Origin of the sequence: Paenibacillus mucilaginosus 3016 (assembly GCF_000250655.1) — a bacterium.
Taxonomy (GTDB): domain Bacteria; phylum Bacillota; class Bacilli; order Paenibacillales; family NBRC-103111; genus Paenibacillus_G; species Paenibacillus_G mucilaginosus.
This window is the reverse complement of record NC_016935.1, coordinates 6,816,298-6,830,814: the sequence shown is the minus strand read 5'-3', so window position 1 is coordinate 6,830,814 and position 14,517 is coordinate 6,816,298. Positions and strand designations below refer to the sequence as shown.

Genomic DNA, 14,517 nt, shown 5'->3' with positions numbered 1-14,517 from the left:
TCCGCCTTCCGGGGCGGGTTCCTTTGCTGTATGGGGATAGGGGAAGACGCCATCATAACATGGAGAGGGGAAAAAAGCACATGAAACCATTCCGCTTATGGGGGGCATGGCTCAGTACCGCGGTTGCGGTCCTCGGCCTGATGCTGCCGTTCGGTGCAGCATACAGCCAGGCGGCTGCGGCCGTTCCTTACGGCCAGCTGAAGGTGCAGGGGGCCGACCTGCTGGGCGAGAGCGGGCAGCGCGTCCAACTGAGGGGGATGAGCTCCCACGGCATCCACTGGTACGGGGATCTCGTGAACCCGGGCAGCCTCAAGTGGCTCAAGGAAGACTGGAACTCCAACCTGTTCCGGGTGGCGATGTACACGGCGGAGAAGGGGTATATCACCGACCCTTCGGTGAAGGAGAAGGTGAAGGAGGCAGTGCAGGCTGCCATTGACCTCGGGCTGTATGTCATCATCGACTGGCACATCCTGACCGACGGGGACCCGAACACCTACAAGACGCAGGCCAGAGCGTTCTTCCAGGAGATGGCCGCGCTGTACGGGCAGTATCCGAATGTCATCTATGAGCTGTGCAACGAGCCGAACGGGAACGTGACCTGGGCGGGCCAGATCAAGCCTTACGCGCAGGAGCTCACCCAGGCGATCCGGGCGATCGACCCGGACAATATCATAATCGTCGGCACGCCGAACTGGAGTCAGGATGTGAACCAGGCGGCGGACAGCCCGCTGCCGTACGGCAACATCATGTATGCGGCCCATTTCTACGCGGGTACGCACGGCCAGTGGCTGCGCGACAAGATCGACTATGCGCGGAGCAAGGGAGCGGCGGTATTCGTCACCGAGTGGGGGGCGAGCGACGCTTCGGGGGACGGCGGACCGTTCCTCCGTGAGGCGCAGGAGTGGATCGACTTCATGAACAGCCGAGGCATCTCCTGGGCGAACTGGTCACTGGCCGACAAGGAGGAGACTTCCGCCGCGCTGCTGCCGGGAGCGAATCCCTCCGGCGGGTGGCCGGCTTCGCAGCTCAGCGCCTCCGGCCAGTTCGTGCGGAGCAAGCTTCGCGAGAGCCTGGTGAGCGTGCCGGCCGCCCCTGCGGGACTGAAGGCCGCCCCCGGCAGCGGGCAGGCCGCCCTGAGCTGGAATGCCGTCAACGGAGCGACGGGCTATATCGTGAAGCGGGCGGCGGTCAGCGGCGGTCCGTACACCACGGTCGCCGAGTTGACGGGGACCTCGTACACGGACACGGGCCTGGCTAACGGGACGACCTACTATTATGTCGTCAGCGCGAAGAACGCGGCGGGCACCGGTCCGGTCTCGGCCCAGGTGAGCGTGCAGCCGGCAGCCGGCCAGGGAGGCGGCGGCACGCCGGTACCGGGCAGCCTGGTCCTGCAGTACCGCGCCGCCGACACGAACGCGGGGGATAACGCGATCAAGCCGCATTTTAACATCCGCAATACGGGTGCTTCTCCTGTGGATCTGAGCGGAGTGAAGCTCCGCTACTACTTCACGAAGGACGGGATCCAGCCGCTGAGCTTCGCGGTGGACTGGGCGCAGGTCGGCAGCCCGAACGTCAAGGGGACGTTCGGCAGCGCCTCGGGCGCCGGAGCGGACACATACCTGGAGGTGAGCTTCACGGGCGGCAGCATCCCGGCCGGCGGCCAGACGGGCGAGATCCAGACCCGCATTCACAAGAGCGACTGGTCGAGCTTCCAGGAGTCTGGAGATTACTCGTACGATCCGGGGAAGACCTCGTACGCGGATTGGAGCAAGGTGACGCTCTACCGGGACGGCACAAGGGTCTGGGGCGTTGAGCCATAAGAGTCGTGGGGAATCGGAGGAATGCTGGACTGGGACATGGTTTGTGAAGTGCCGACATGCGTTCTACCGGGACGGTGAGTCTGTCCTATTTACACCTTGCCGCTAAAAGTCCGGTCTCCGGTATGGACGATCCAAGTTTAGCGGAACTGAGGTTCGCTAAATGCTTCATTGGGCGGGCGGTTTGGACGTTAGCGGAACTGAGGTTCGCTATTTCGATGACAGGGGCAGCTTTGGGACGCAGCCGAGGTCAATAAGGCACTGGAGTTCCGTTATTCTCCGGGAAATAACGGGAAATAACCGGATAAGGCACTGGAGTTCCGCTATTTCAAATAACGGCTGGGAGGGCAGTCCGTATATGCATCCGGGGCTTGGTTCAGATCCCGCCTCTTCGGGCAGAGATACCCTTGGCTTACGATGGGTGCTCTGCCCGAGTCTATCTGCTGCATCGTGGGTATGCATTTGACGGAAGACTTTTTGAATGACCAGAAAGTAAAACGCTGCTCGTTGCTGTTATATCTCGCCAAGGCTCGATCCCGTAATGTTTTTAATAACCGCGTACCCTCCCTATGGGATGGCCTTGCCCCGTTGAATGGGCAGACATCATGCGCCGGCCCTTGAAGCCGGTGCTTCTGCTGTTTTTCTACACCATCGAAGTCATCACCGCATCCGGCTCGTTACCACCCATACCCGACACGGTCCTCCACACGCGGTTCTTGCAGAGGAAAGCCAAGCCGTCATTCTTTACCACAATGCCCCCTTTTTAAGCGGTTTCCTATCCCGTTCGGGGCCCAAAATATGGTATGCTGGATAGGATAAAAAGGAGGGATGGGATGAAAGCGACCATCTACGATGTAGCCAGAGAAGCGGGCGTCTCCATTGCAACCGTCTCCAATGCGATCCGGGGCAAGGGCAAGATCAGCCCCAAGAAGCGGGAAGAGATTCTGGAGATCGTCGAACGGCTGCAGTACCAGCCCAGCATGATCGCCTCGGCCCTGACGGGCAAGAGAACCTATACACTCGGACTGCTCGTTCCGGATATTTCGAACCCGTTCTTCGGCGAGATCGCCCGAGCGGTGGAGGAGCGGGGGCAGCAGCTCGGCTACAGTGTCATCATTTGCTCTACGGACAACAAGGACGAGCGGGTCGAACGCTACATCAGCCTGCTCGAGCAGAAAAGCGTGGACGGCATCATCATCGGCACGGGGATATCGGATGCGTCGCTGCTCGAGCGGCTGTCGTCCCGGTCGGTCCCGGTGGCCATGATCGCCAGAGATCTGCCGTCGGCGGACGTGCATAAGGTCGTCATCGACGACTATCTCGGCGGCGTGCTGGCCGCCCGGCACCTGCTGGAGCTCGGCCACCGCCGGTTCGGGGTCATCTCGGAGAAGCATAACCGCGAGCGGATCCGCGGCTTCTGCGAGACGGTGGAGCGCTCCGGTCAAGCGCTTTCGCCGTGCGGCATCCGCATCTTCGGCGACGATGACCAGATTCAGGACGGCGGGCGGGCCGCAGCCGAGCTGCTCGAGCTGGAGGCGCGTCCGACCGCCCTGTTCTGCTGCAACGATATGTCCGCCACCGGGGCGCTGCGCGCCGCCAAAGCCCGGGGACTCGCGGTGCCGCGGGACATCTCGATCGTCAGCTTCGACAATACGATTCTCTCGGAGGTGTGCGATCCGCCGATGACCACCATCGCCCAGCCGATGGAGGAGATGGGCCGGCTCGTCGTCGACGCGCTGCTGCAGGAGCTCGGCGATGGCGGGGCCAAGCAGCGCTTCGTGCTCCAGCCGGAGCTGCTCGTACGGGGATCGACGGCAGCCTTCGTGCCGGAAGAGCAGAAGAATGCATAAGAAGCCGGGGATCAGGGAGCCTATGGGAAGATTCCTCCGGGAGGGGTAGAGCAAGAAGATTCAATTTCGGGCAAAACGGACAAGGGCGGGGGGAGAAACCGAGCGGTTCCATGACCTATAATGGGACACAAACCGGCAGTATGCCATTCCACTTCAGAAAAGTAGGTGCATCCTTTTATGTCATCGATAGAACCGATCGTCTCGGGGTCTTCGTGGACCCTGTCCGAAGTCGGCCAGCCTTCCATTCCGGATCGTTCCTTCTCCGTAACCGACTATGGCGCGGTGGGAGACGGCGTAACCGACAATACGGAAGCTTTCCATAAGGCCATCGCCGCCTGCTCTCAGGCCGGCGGCGGACGGGTAGTTATTCCGGCCGGCGTCTGGCTGACCGGCCCGCTGTCCCTGGCCAGCCGTCTCGACCTGCATGCGCAGGCCGGAGCGCTGGTGCTTTTCTCCCGCCGCTTCGAGGATTATCCGATGATCTTCTCGCAGTATGAAGGGCAGCCGTCGATCCGCTGCCAGTCGCCGCTGGACGGCGAAGGGCTGGAGCACGTGGCCATCACGGGAGCCGGCGTCTTTGACGGGGGAGGCGATGCCTGGCGTCCGGTCAAGGACTGGAAGATGACCGAGAAGCACTGGGCGAAGCTCATCGCCTCCGGAGGGGTAGTGGATGAGGACGCCGGTATGTGGTGGCCCTCCGAAGCCGCAATGAACGGGCCGGCGAAGGTCGCACAGCTGAAGCGGGAAGGCAGCACGGATCCGAAGGATTATGAAGCCGCGCGGGATTACCTGCGCCCGAACCTGCTCAGCCTGCGCCGCTGCAAGTACGTGCTGCTCGAGGGAGCAACCTTCCAGAACTCCCCGGCCTGGAACCTGCATCCGTGGGCGTGCGAGCATGTGACGCTGCGCGGAGTCACCGTGCGCAACCCGTGGTACGGCCAGAACGGGGACGGCCTGGATCTCGACTCGTGCCGTTACGGGCTGGTCGAAGACTGCTCGTTCGATGTCGGCGACGATGCGATCTGCATCAAGAGCGGCAAGGATGAGGCCGGCCGGGCGCTCGGCATCCCGTGCGAGGATATTCTCATCCGGAACTGCCGGGTTTACCACGGACACGGCGGCTTCGTCATCGGCAGCGAGATGTCCGGCGGCGTACGCAGGCTGCGCGTCGAGGACTGCACGTTCATGGGCACGGACATCGGGCTGCGCTTCAAGAGCACCCGCGGCCGCGGCGGTCTGGTGGAGGACATTGAGATCGAGCGCATCCGCATGAACAGCATTGTCGGCGAGGCGATCTCCTTCCACCTGTTCTACGAAGGCAAGGAAGGCTCGGGGGTAGCGGGCGAGAACATCGTTCCCGTCTCAGTGGAGACACCGATCTTCCGCGGGATCACGATCCGCGATGTCCAGTGTGCAGGCGCCGAGACGGCCCTGCTCATCAACGGGCTGCCGGAGATGCCGCTCGACGGGCTGGTCGTCGAGAACTTCACCGCTTCAGCGAAGCGGGGGGGGGTCTGCACGAATGCGCAGAACCTGACGCTGAAGGACGTAACGCTGCATGTGGAGCAGGGGCCGGTCGTCTCCCTGCGCCATGCGCAGCACGTGAAGATCGAGGGGCTCGGCGGCAGTGCGCCGGAGGGCAGCGATATGCTGCAGGTCTCGGGTCGCGGTTCGAAGGAGATCGCATACGGAGGCATTCGGCTTCCGGAAGAGCTCCGCGGCGTTAAGATCGCGGTGGAAGTGGAAGACAAGAATTCGATTCGCGGCTAAAACAACAGCCCCGGTTCAGCAGCCAGATGGCGGCCGACCGGGGCTTGTTTGTTGTGTGGAGAGTCAGACGGGTTCATCCTTCAAAAACGATTGAACGGCGGCCAAAAACGCCGGCAGTCGGGTGGAATGCACATGGTGTCCGCCGCCGTCGACCGTCACCAGCTTACAAATAGGAATGAGGCCGGAAACCTCCTTCAGCTTGTCTTGCGGAATGGGGCTGCTGACTCCGCCTCCGATGATCAGCGTCGGGGCCTGGATGGCGGGCAGACGGGCCCACCACTGCGGATCCGGCTCATTCAGCTGCCCGATGATCGAAGGCACCACGGCCCAGTCGAAGGGCAGAGGTTCGGACGGCTCCGGGGGAATGTCGAACCTTTTGCCCGCGAAGGGAGGGGGCGTATCCTCCACAAGGAGGCGTTCCACTCTCGACGGATAGGTTTGCGAGAAGAGGTAGGATACGGTGCCGCCCATGGAATGCCCGAGCAGTATGAACCGTTCCAGCCCCATGCGGTCCGCAAAGGCGAGCATGTCTTCACACATCAGCTCAAAGGTGTAGCTTCCCGTTCTGGCACTTCCGCCGTGCCCGCGCTGGTTCAGGGCCAGCACCCGGTGCGTTTCCCCTAAGACGGCCGCGGCTTCATCCCAGGTTTCAGCCGTCATACCCATCGCATGAAGAGCGATGATCGGCGGTGAGGAGATCTTCCCCGTCTCCCGGTATTGAAAGAGAAGTCCGTTCAACTCAACTTGCTTTACCTGTGTCTGCATTTGCATTTGCATCTCTGCAGCCTCCTTGTGGACTTGGCTTGCTGTTACGTCATCGTACTTCGCTGTTTCTACCCCAATTTACCATTGAACGAACATTCAGTCAATAAAATTTGACGCCGGCTGTCTGCTCGCATATGATAAATGGACAATCGTATCCAAAAGGTGACCGCGTATGCCAAGAACGCCCCAAGAAAATGAACGGATCCGCGGGATGGCGAAAGAGAAAATTCGTGCCGCAGCGATCGAAGTTTTTATCGAAAAAGGCTTTCATAAGGCATCGATTGACGATGTCGCCAAGAAAGCCGGCATCTCCAAAGGCCTGCTGTACAATTATTTTAAGGGCAAAACCGACCTGCTGGCGGAGCTGGTTCACACCCGCAAAGAGGAGATCGTGCAGGTCATGGAAGAAGCGGTAAGGCAGGCCTCCCCCAAGGAACAGCTGCTCTATATTGCAGAGCATGCGCTTCGCAGCGTGGAGCGGCAGCCTCATGTGTACCGCTTTTATCTCCATCTGCAGACCCATCCGGAAGCGGACGAGGTCGTGTCTGCCTATAGTCAGACACTGAAGGACGAGATGGCCCGCCAAGCCGAGGTGCAGGCGGAGATTTTCCGTAATCTGAACGCGGCCCGGCCCGAACTGGAGTCGCTTCAGTTCTCGACCATGCTGCATGGGATCATGCTGATGTATTCCTCTTACCCGAACGGGTTTCCGCTCGAAGAGCTGAAGCATGATATGGTGACCTCCTTCATCAACCGCTATGCGTAAGAGGGGGAAGGAGCGAACAGAAGGCCGCCGTATTGTTTACGGCGGCCTTGTTTGGGGTTGGTTACAGCAGATGCTCCACAGCGGCAAAGTCCACCAAGCTGAACCGGCCGTCTTCGCAGCGCACTGTGGTGATGGAACACTCGGCGACCAACCGGCTTTGCTCCGCTATGAAGCGGGGATGCAGCTTGTTCAATTCCGCCTCCGGAATGACCTGAACCAGGAAGTCGGTGATCAGGCCGCCGTGAGTCACTACGAGGAGGGGGCCCTGCGGATGACTGGCGGAGAGATCCAGCAGGCAGGAAGCCAGCCGCTCTCCTGCCTGTCTGGCGGAGTCACCCGCCGGCGGGGAGAAGTCCCGGTCCAGGGTGCACCGGTCCCACATCTCCACGAAGTCCTCGAACGTCTGCCCGGGAATGTCTCCCCAGTTGGCGCGCTCCCGCAGGCGGTGATCTTCCGTGAGAACGGTCCCTGTCCCCTTGGCTATGATGGCGGCTGTCATCTTAGCCCTCTGCAGAGGGCTGCACAGGATTTGGGTGATCGGGAGGCCACGAAAATGGCGTGCCGTCGCTTGAGCTTGCCGCATGCCTTCGGAGGAGATCGCCGCGTCTCCGATCCCCTTTTCTTTCTTCGCATGTCGGACAAGATACAACTCCGCAGCCACGGGATCCACTCCTTTTTATGATGGTACGGTTGGGATGAGTATTGAATTCGATGGTTATCTAAATTGTATTCTCATTACCGCGGCCGGCACCAGGGGGTGTTTAAGTCATAAGAGATTTTTCCGCGGACCTCAGGGAATACCTCTTCTCTTAACCTGGCGTAATGCAAAAAGAAGCAGACCTGCCGCGGCAAGCTGCTTCTTCTTCGTTGGTGCATCCCAAGTACGTTTAAAAAGGAGTCCCTACCTGTGCTGGTCGCGGTACTGCAGGGGGGAGAGGCCGGCGATGCGCTTGAACGTTTTGTTGAAGTGGGAGATATGCTCGAAGCCTACCTGCTCGGAGATCGACTGCACCTTCTCACGCGTGGTCCGCAGCAGCTTCTGGGCTTCACGGACCCGGACAACGCGGATATATTCGCTGAAATGAAAGCCCGTCAGCTTCAGGAACACGCGGCTCAGGTAGGCCGGGGAGATGAAGAACTGCTTCGCCACGCCGCCGAGCGTCAGGTCCTCCTGATAGTGTCCGTGGATGTACGAGGCGATCTCCGTCACCTTCTGGTGCATCGGATGGACGCTCTCGGGGGGCTCCTGCTCGATCAGCCCCCTGCGGTGAATGCGCACAAGAAGCTCGCCGAGCAGGTGCCGCACGCACGCTTCGTACAGCGGCTGCTGTTCGCGGCATTCAGTGTGCAGCTGCAGAAGCAGGTGCTCGAGCTCCGGCTGTTCCTTCATGGGAATGCTGAGCAGCGTCGATTCCCGGAACGGAGGAAGCTCCATCAGGCCGGGTCCCTCCTCCCCGAGGAAGCTTGGGGAGAAGTGAACGAGCATCCGTTCGAACTCGGCTACGGCGGAGGAAGCGGTGGAGTGCAGGTCGTTCGGTACGACCACCATCAGATCTCCCTTGCGGGCCGTATAGACCTTGCCGCCGATGAAGTAGACCCGCTCCCCATGGAAGAGGTAATAGAGCTCATAGAATTCGTGTGAATGAGGGCGGGGCATGGAGGTTACGCCGGTCTGCTGCAGCTGCTGGATCGCAAACGCGGTGTCCCCGATCGTATATTTGAACCCGGTGCGTTCGGTCATGATCGTCTCTCCTGCGAAGATATGTCTGTCCCCGATTGTAGCACAAGCCGCCGCGGGCCGGAACCAGTATCGAAATTTCAAAAATCGAAATTTCAAAAAATTTGTTGTTTACGTTATGCCCGTTATTTGATAAGATAATCGCAACATTGAAATGCATTGATATCCGATTCAAATGCGATGAAGAGAAGAGTAGGTAGATCTTAATCTTTTACAGAGAGCTCCGTCCGCTGAAAAGGAGCAAAGAGGGATGTATCGAAAAAAGACTCAGAGCAGCACGCCGGAACCTTCGGAGGGGATGGTGTGACAGGAGCTCCTGTTACAGAGCTAGAGTATACGCAGGGCAGCGTTAGGCCCTTAGCCGTACTCGAAGAGGCTGATATGGTGACATATCGGCGAATCTGGGGTGGTACCACGAGGATCCGAATCTCGTCCCTGAGACTATTGACGTCTTGGGGGTGGGATTTTTTTATTATGCGGCGGAAGTGCAGCTGACCCTGATCCTTGGGGTAACGAAATCAGACAGGTTGAATAGGTTTGTATGAAGGAGATCGATTCCCTTCATTCCCAATACTTAAATACACAATCCAAGTGACCCGGAAAGGAATGGAAGTTCATGAGCGCAAAGTTGAAAGTCGGTATTGTCGGTGGCACAGGTATGGTCGGTCAGCGGTTTATGCAGCTGCTGGACCAGCATCCTTGGTTTGAGGTAACAGCGATCGCGGCGAGCGCAGGCTCGGCAGGCAAAACCTATGAGGAGTCCGTGCAGGGCCGGTGGAAGATGGACGGTCCGATCCCGGAGGAAGTGAAGTCCATCGTGGTTCAAGATGCTTCCAAAGTGGAAGAGGTAGCGTCCGGTGTCGATTTCATTTTCTGCGCCGTGGACATGAAGAAAGCGGAGATTCAGGCGCTCGAAGAGGCCTACGCGAAGACGGGCACCCCGGTCATCTCCAACAACTCGGCGCACCGCTGGACCCCGGACATCCCGATGGTCATTCCTGAAGTGAACCCGGGCCATATCGAGATCATTGAGGCCCAGCGCAAGCGTCTCGGCACCTCGACCGGCTTCATTGCCGTAAAGCCGAACTGCTCCATCCAGAGCTATGTGCCGGCACTCAACGCGCTGCTCGATTACCAGCCTAAGGTTGTGGTGGCCTCGACCTATCAGGCGATCTCCGGTGCAGGCAAGAACTTCACGGACTGGCCCGACATGCTGGATAACGTGATCCCGTACATCGGCGGCGAGGAAGAAAAGAGCGAGCAGGAGCCGCTGCGCATCTGGGGAAGCATCCAGGGCGGCGAGATCGTGAAAGCGAGCGCGCCTCTAGATTACCACGCAGTGTATCCGCGTCCCGGTAACGGACGGACACATGGCGACCGTATTCGCATCCTTCGAGAAGAAGCCTGCCAAGGATGAGATTCTCGACCGCTGGCGTACCTTCAAGGGCCGTCCGCAAGAGCTCGGTCTGCCAAGCGCGCCGGAGCAGTTCATCACGTATTTTGAGGAAGACAACAGACCGCAAACCAAGCTCGACCGCGACATCTACGGCGGCATGGGCGTTTCGGTAGGACGTCTGCGGGAAGACACGGTGTACGATTACAAGTTCGTCGGGCTGTCGCACAATACGCTGCGCGGCGCTGCGGGCGGCGCGGTGCTGATCGCCGAGCTGCTGAAGGCGGAAGGCTACATTCAGGCGAAGTAAGTAAATAGAAGCATAACACAGGACAAACAACAGGAGGCTGCCGGCATGAATCGGAGCCTCTTGTTTACTTTATGAAGCGATGGGAGACAGGGCGATGGAGAGTCAACCGGCATTCGTTCATTGGGAGTCTGAAGAACTGAGGGACCATCACCGCAGGCTGACGCAGCGATATGAGGCCTGCCGGAGCCAGAAGATGGCTTTGGATATGTCGAGAGGCAAGCCCTGCCCGGAGCAGCTGGAGCTTTCCCGGGAAATGCTCGGCATTGTGGCGGCGGACGACCCGCTCAGGGCGGCGGATGGCTCGGATTGTCTCAATTACGGGGGAATCGACGGGATTCCGGAAGCCCAATCTTTGTTCGCCCGGATGCTTGGGGTAGAATCGAAGGAAATCCTCATCGGCGGGAATTCAAGCCTCACGATGATGCACGATGCGCTCACGAGAGCGATGCTTCATGGCGTATACGGCAGCGAACGGCCGTGGGGCAGGCTGCCCAAGGTGAAATTTCTATGCCCCAGCCCGGGGTACGACCGGCATTTTGCCATATGTGAACTTCTCCAGATCGAGATGATCGTGGTTGACATGCTGCCGAGCGGACCGGATATGGATCAGGTGGAACGGCTCGTAAGGGAAGATGATTCCATCAAGGGCATATGGTGCGTTCCCAAGTACAGCAACCCTGACGGCATCACCTATTCGGATGCAGTCGTTGACCGGCTCTCCCAGATGAAGACGGCAGCGGCCGATTTTCGGATTTTTTGGGATGATGCGTATACCGTCCATCACCTGACCCCGGAACCGAATGTGCTCAAGAACATCCTTGCCGCTTGCAGGGCCGCAGGCAATCCGGACCGTGTGTTCCTGTTCTGCTCCACCTCCAAGATTACCTTTCCCGGTGCCGGAGTGGCCGTATTGGCATCCAGCGAGAACAATCTCGGCTTGATCCGGCGGCAGCTCGCTGTCCAGACGATCGGGCCCGATAAGATCAACCAGCATAGACACGTGCGTTTTCTACGGGACATGGATCATTTGAAGACTCATATGGAGCGGCACGCAGCCATTATCAAACCCAAATTCGACCTGGTGCTGCGTAAGCTTGAGGAAGAGCTGGCTGACAAGCAGATCGCTTCGTGGCATAAGCCGAACGGAGGCTACTTCATCAGTCTGAACACCCTGGACGGCTGTGCCGATGAGGTGGTCCGTATGGCGGCGGAAGCCGGCGTGACCTTGACGAAGGCCGGTGCGACCTTTCCTTACGGCAAAGACCCGAGGAACCGCAACATACGGATTGCTCCGACCTATCCGTCACTTACCGAGCTGGAGACGGCCATCGACATTCTATGTCTGTGTGTTTAGATCGTCAGTGTAAGGAAAATGTTGTCCGAGCGATAAGAGGTACGATCAGCGCGCAAAGAGCCAACCGGGATTGGAAGCAGGAGAAACACATAGGAAAGAGTCCGCCGATCGATGGGCGGACTCTTTTTGGCTTGCCTGTCTACTGGAGTGACGCCGGCGCTGGACTGCCCTTGGCCCCAAGCACGATGGCCGTATAAAAGATGCCGTAACTGAGGAAGAGGACGGCGAAAAACAGTTCCACGAAGCTGACGGCATGACTCCACCTGGAAGTGTCCTGGTACAGCGCAGCCAGCTCGGTGACGATCATCTGCGGGCGGGCGGCGAGATCCCAGGAGTTCCACCGCAGAATACGCCCGATATAGACGCCGAAGCTGGCGAGGGCCAAAGCGGCCGCTGCGAAGAACCACCCGGTGAGGGCACCAAGCCTGGCTGAGGTCCACCTGTGCAGCAGATACAGGGAGCTGGCGGAGAGCGCGAGCCCTAGACAAGCCACACCGAAGATGGGCATGACGCGGTACCAATAGTCGATCCCGGTCCAGAAGCCGGGCTGCATCTCGAAGAAGCGGAAAGCATGCAGCAGCTCCGTGACCAGGTAAGCCGAGTTGGGGAAGAAGGCGAGCCAGACTGCGGCTACAAGGGCTCTCAGCAGCCGGCGGACCCAGCGGGCCTTCAGTCCATCCAGCAGCATGAACAGAAGGGCCATCGGCACGGGAATCCAGGCGAGCGTCACATCCCAGCGGAGAAAGTCATACGCTTCGCCCAATCGGCTGCTGAGCAGCAGGCAGGCTGCGGTGACAAGCGAGAGGAGGGTCAGGAGAGGGACCCAGGGCAAGAGTCGATTCAGGTTCATGATGGTTCCTTCCATGACAGCGTTCAGCTGATCCCGGAGACCGGTCTCCGAACTCAGCTATTTCCCGAAGTATACCAGCGCAGAAGGGTACGATCAACAGGGAGCTGGAGGATGAGCCCATCCTGCCCTGCAACTATTTCCCCTGGATTACGTCAATGAAGACAGATATTGAGGGGAGAGAGATGACATTGTTGTCCTTGATTCAAAAAACGATTCCGGCCGCAGCCCTGCTCCTGCTGGCTGCGACAGGCAGCGCCCTGGCGTATGACGTGTCCTTAAAGCCGTTCACTGACGTATCGAACGGGGACTGGTTCCAGGAGGAGGTCTATTCGCTCTCTGCCATCGGCCTGATCGACGGGTATCCCGATGCCACATTCCAGCCGGACGGCATGCTGACCCGGGAAGCCTTCCTGAAGCTGCTCGTGCAGTCGAAGAGTCTTGATCCGGCTGTGCCCTCAGGAGATGCTCCGGCGGATGTGGAGCCATCGAGATGGTCCTACCCTTACATCGCCGCGGCTTATGAACGGAAATGGATCGATGTGCTGCTCGATTCCCGGCGTGCCCTGGATCCCCAGCGGACGATCACGCGGGGAGAGGTGGCGGCTGTGGCCGGCCGGGCCCTGCTGGACGCCCAGCCGCAAGAGGCGCGGGAGCGCTGGATGAGCCAAGGCTGGCAGGAGGAGAGGGAGCGGCGGAAGTATGCCGACGGGGACACGATCGGCGAAGGGCTTCGTCCGTATGCCTATTACGCGGTGAACCGCGGGATTATGGAAGGCGACGAGACCGGCTTCCATCCGCAGCAGCCGCTGACCCGCAAAGAGGCCGCCGCGATCTTCTATAGACTGATCGACGCAGAGACGGCCGGAGCGAAGCTGGAGCATACGGGCTTCTATGCGATCCGCTCCTATCCTGCGATCGGACGCATCCCGCTGCTGAGCCAAGTCACCTTCGGGTGGTCGCATCTGGAGTATCCTTCCCCCGGAACAGCCCGGCTGAACACGGAGAAGACCGAATACCGCATCCCGTCCGGGTGGGAAGAGGCGCTTGGCGCAGCCGGTTCGGCCAAGGCCGGCAAAGAACTCATGGTGTATTACGGGGACAAGAACCTGAAGGACTTCCTGAAGGACGAAGGGGCTCAGAATGCTTTTATCGACTCCCTGAAGGCTGTTCTTACGGATAAGAAGTATGGGTTCAGCGGGGTCTGCATGGATTTGGAGGGGCTGCTGGAGCCGGCCAGCGCAGCGGATTACGTACAGTTTCTCCACCGTGTGAAAAAGAGCATTCCTGACTATAAGCTGACCGTTGCCGTACAGCCGGACTATTACTATAAGGGCTATGATCTCAAGGAAATCGGCGGCCTGGCGGATACGGTCATTCTCATGGCGTATAACTTCACCCACGACGAGAGCCGTCTGCCTTCGGCACCGCTGCCGCTCGTCAATGATTCGGTGAAACGGGCGCTGGCCCTCGTCCCGAAGGAGAAGCTGGTGCTCGGGATCTCCAAGCAGGCCAACCAATGGGTGACCGCTCCGGACGGGGGGACCGACTCCTTCAATCCGGAGATCGCGGAAGTCGAGAAGCGTCTGGGCGCGCCGGGAGTCTCGCAGTCCATGAGCTATCCTTATTTCCTGAAGCGGATGGCTTTTCAGGACGAGCGGGGCAGCCATGAGATGTACTACGAAGATACCGAGAGTATTGAGAAGAAGCTATGGCTCGCGAAGTATTACGGACTCAAGGGTGTATCGCTGTGGTACATGGGGAATTATACCGATTCCGATTGGAAGCTGTTCGAATAAACGGAAGATGCAGGGGAGCCGCGCGGGGCGGTTCCTCTTTTTTGATGAGATGAGTGAGGGAGGAGGACGAAGATGATATCGGTTGCGCTGGATAAGAGCTAAAACCAT

The 14,517-nt window shown here is 59.4% G+C and carries 10 protein-coding genes, 1 pseudogene and 1 other annotated feature; of the genes and pseudogenes, 7 read left to right on the top strand and 4 right to left on the bottom strand.

The features are described 5' to 3' along the window. The first annotated feature begins 80 nt into the window (after positions 1-80). From PM3016_RS28175 to PM3016_RS28165, 3 genes are all read left to right on the top strand, one after another. Positions 81-1,820, top strand: a complete 1,740-nt coding sequence (locus PM3016_RS28175) for a cellulase family glycosylhydrolase (RefSeq protein ID WP_014371782.1) — start codon at positions 81-83, stop codon at positions 1,818-1,820. 830 nt (positions 1,821-2,650) lie between these two features. Further along, on the top strand, positions 2,651-3,667 hold the full coding sequence (locus PM3016_RS28170; protein WP_013919815.1) for a LacI family DNA-binding transcriptional regulator: 1,017 nt from the start codon (positions 2,651-2,653) through the stop codon (positions 3,665-3,667). A gap of 177 nt (positions 3,668-3,844) precedes the next feature. Further along, the gene (locus PM3016_RS28165; protein ID WP_014371781.1) at positions 3,845-5,437 is read left to right on the top strand and encodes a glycoside hydrolase family 28 protein; all 1,593 of its coding nucleotides are present in this window, start codon (positions 3,845-3,847) and stop codon (positions 5,435-5,437) included. A 63-nt stretch (positions 5,438-5,500) separates the two neighbouring features. Here the strand turns inward: PM3016_RS28165 and PM3016_RS28160 are convergent, their stop codons facing one another. Beyond that, positions 5,501-6,214: an alpha/beta fold hydrolase gene (locus tag PM3016_RS28160; protein ID WP_014371780.1), complete on the bottom strand. Its 714-nt coding sequence runs from the start codon at positions 6,212-6,214 to the stop codon at positions 5,501-5,503. Between the two features lie 160 nt (positions 6,215-6,374). Here PM3016_RS28160 and PM3016_RS28155 point away from each other — a divergent pair, with 160 nt between their 5' ends. Then, on the top strand, positions 6,375-6,968 hold the full coding sequence (locus PM3016_RS28155) for a TetR/AcrR family transcriptional regulator (RefSeq protein WP_013919812.1): 594 nt from the start codon (positions 6,375-6,377) through the stop codon (positions 6,966-6,968). A gap of 61 nt (positions 6,969-7,029) precedes the next feature. Here PM3016_RS28155 and PM3016_RS28150 read toward each other — a convergent pair whose 3' ends face one another. Both PM3016_RS28150 and PM3016_RS28145 read right to left on the bottom strand, forming a co-directional pair. Beyond that, the gene (locus tag PM3016_RS28150; RefSeq protein WP_014371778.1) at positions 7,030-7,629 is read right to left on the bottom strand and encodes a histidine phosphatase family protein; all 600 of its coding nucleotides are present in this window, start codon (positions 7,627-7,629) and stop codon (positions 7,030-7,032) included. Between the two features lie 240 nt (positions 7,630-7,869). After that, the gene (locus PM3016_RS28145; protein ID WP_013919810.1) at positions 7,870-8,709 is read right to left on the bottom strand and encodes a helix-turn-helix transcriptional regulator; all 840 of its coding nucleotides are present in this window, start codon (positions 8,707-8,709) and stop codon (positions 7,870-7,872) included. A 168-nt stretch (positions 8,710-8,877) separates the two neighbouring features. Next, positions 8,878-9,146, top strand: a binding site (T-box leader). 176 nt (positions 9,147-9,322) lie between these two features. Here PM3016_RS28145 and asd point away from each other — a divergent pair. Both asd and PM3016_RS28135 read left to right on the top strand, forming a co-directional pair. Next, a pseudogene (asd, locus tag PM3016_RS28140) lies at positions 9,323-10,409 on the top strand (aspartate-semialdehyde dehydrogenase). A gap of 94 nt (positions 10,410-10,503) precedes the next feature. Continuing rightward, a complete protein-coding gene (locus PM3016_RS28135) occupies positions 10,504-11,763 on the top strand; it encodes an aspartate aminotransferase type Ic (protein ID WP_014371777.1) in 1,260 nt (419 codons plus the stop codon). A gap of 139 nt (positions 11,764-11,902) precedes the next feature. Here PM3016_RS28135 and PM3016_RS28130 read toward each other — a convergent pair whose 3' ends face one another. Continuing rightward, positions 11,903-12,613, bottom strand: a complete 711-nt coding sequence (locus PM3016_RS28130) for a DUF1361 domain-containing protein (protein ID WP_014371776.1) — start codon at positions 12,611-12,613, stop codon at positions 11,903-11,905. 182 nt (positions 12,614-12,795) lie between these two features. On the opposite strand from PM3016_RS28130, the gene PM3016_RS28125 reads away from it, so the two are divergent. Continuing rightward, on the top strand, positions 12,796-14,409 hold the full coding sequence (locus PM3016_RS28125) for an S-layer homology domain-containing protein (RefSeq protein WP_014371775.1): 1,614 nt from the start codon (positions 12,796-12,798) through the stop codon (positions 14,407-14,409). Positions 14,410-14,517 lie beyond the last annotated feature (108 nt).

Bases quoted from the DNA above. Each gene is read 5' to 3' on its own strand.
- PM3016_RS28145 (WP_013919810.1), bottom strand. From the start codon at position 8,709: ATGACCGAACGCACCGGGTTCAAATATACGATCGGGGACACCGCGTTT.
- PM3016_RS28160 (WP_014371780.1), bottom strand. From the start codon at position 6,214: ATGCAAATGCAAATGCAGACACAGGTAAAGCAAGTTGAGTTGAACGGA.
- PM3016_RS28170 (WP_013919815.1), top strand. From the start codon at position 2,651: ATGAAAGCGACCATCTACGATGTAGCCAGAGAAGCGGGCGTCTCCATT.
- PM3016_RS28175 (WP_014371782.1), top strand. From the start codon at position 81: ATGAAACCATTCCGCTTATGGGGGGCATGGCTCAGTACCGCGGTTGCG.
- PM3016_RS28165 (WP_014371781.1), top strand. From the start codon at position 3,845: ATGTCATCGATAGAACCGATCGTCTCGGGGTCTTCGTGGACCCTGTCC.
- PM3016_RS28130 (WP_014371776.1), bottom strand. From the start codon at position 12,613: ATGAACCTGAATCGACTCTTGCCCTGGGTCCCTCTCCTGACCCTCCTC.
- PM3016_RS28135 (WP_014371777.1), top strand. From the start codon at position 10,504: ATGGAGAGTCAACCGGCATTCGTTCATTGGGAGTCTGAAGAACTGAGG.
- PM3016_RS28155 (WP_013919812.1), top strand. From the start codon at position 6,375: ATGCCAAGAACGCCCCAAGAAAATGAACGGATCCGCGGGATGGCGAAA.
- PM3016_RS28125 (WP_014371775.1), top strand. From the start codon at position 12,796: ATGACATTGTTGTCCTTGATTCAAAAAACGATTCCGGCCGCAGCCCTG.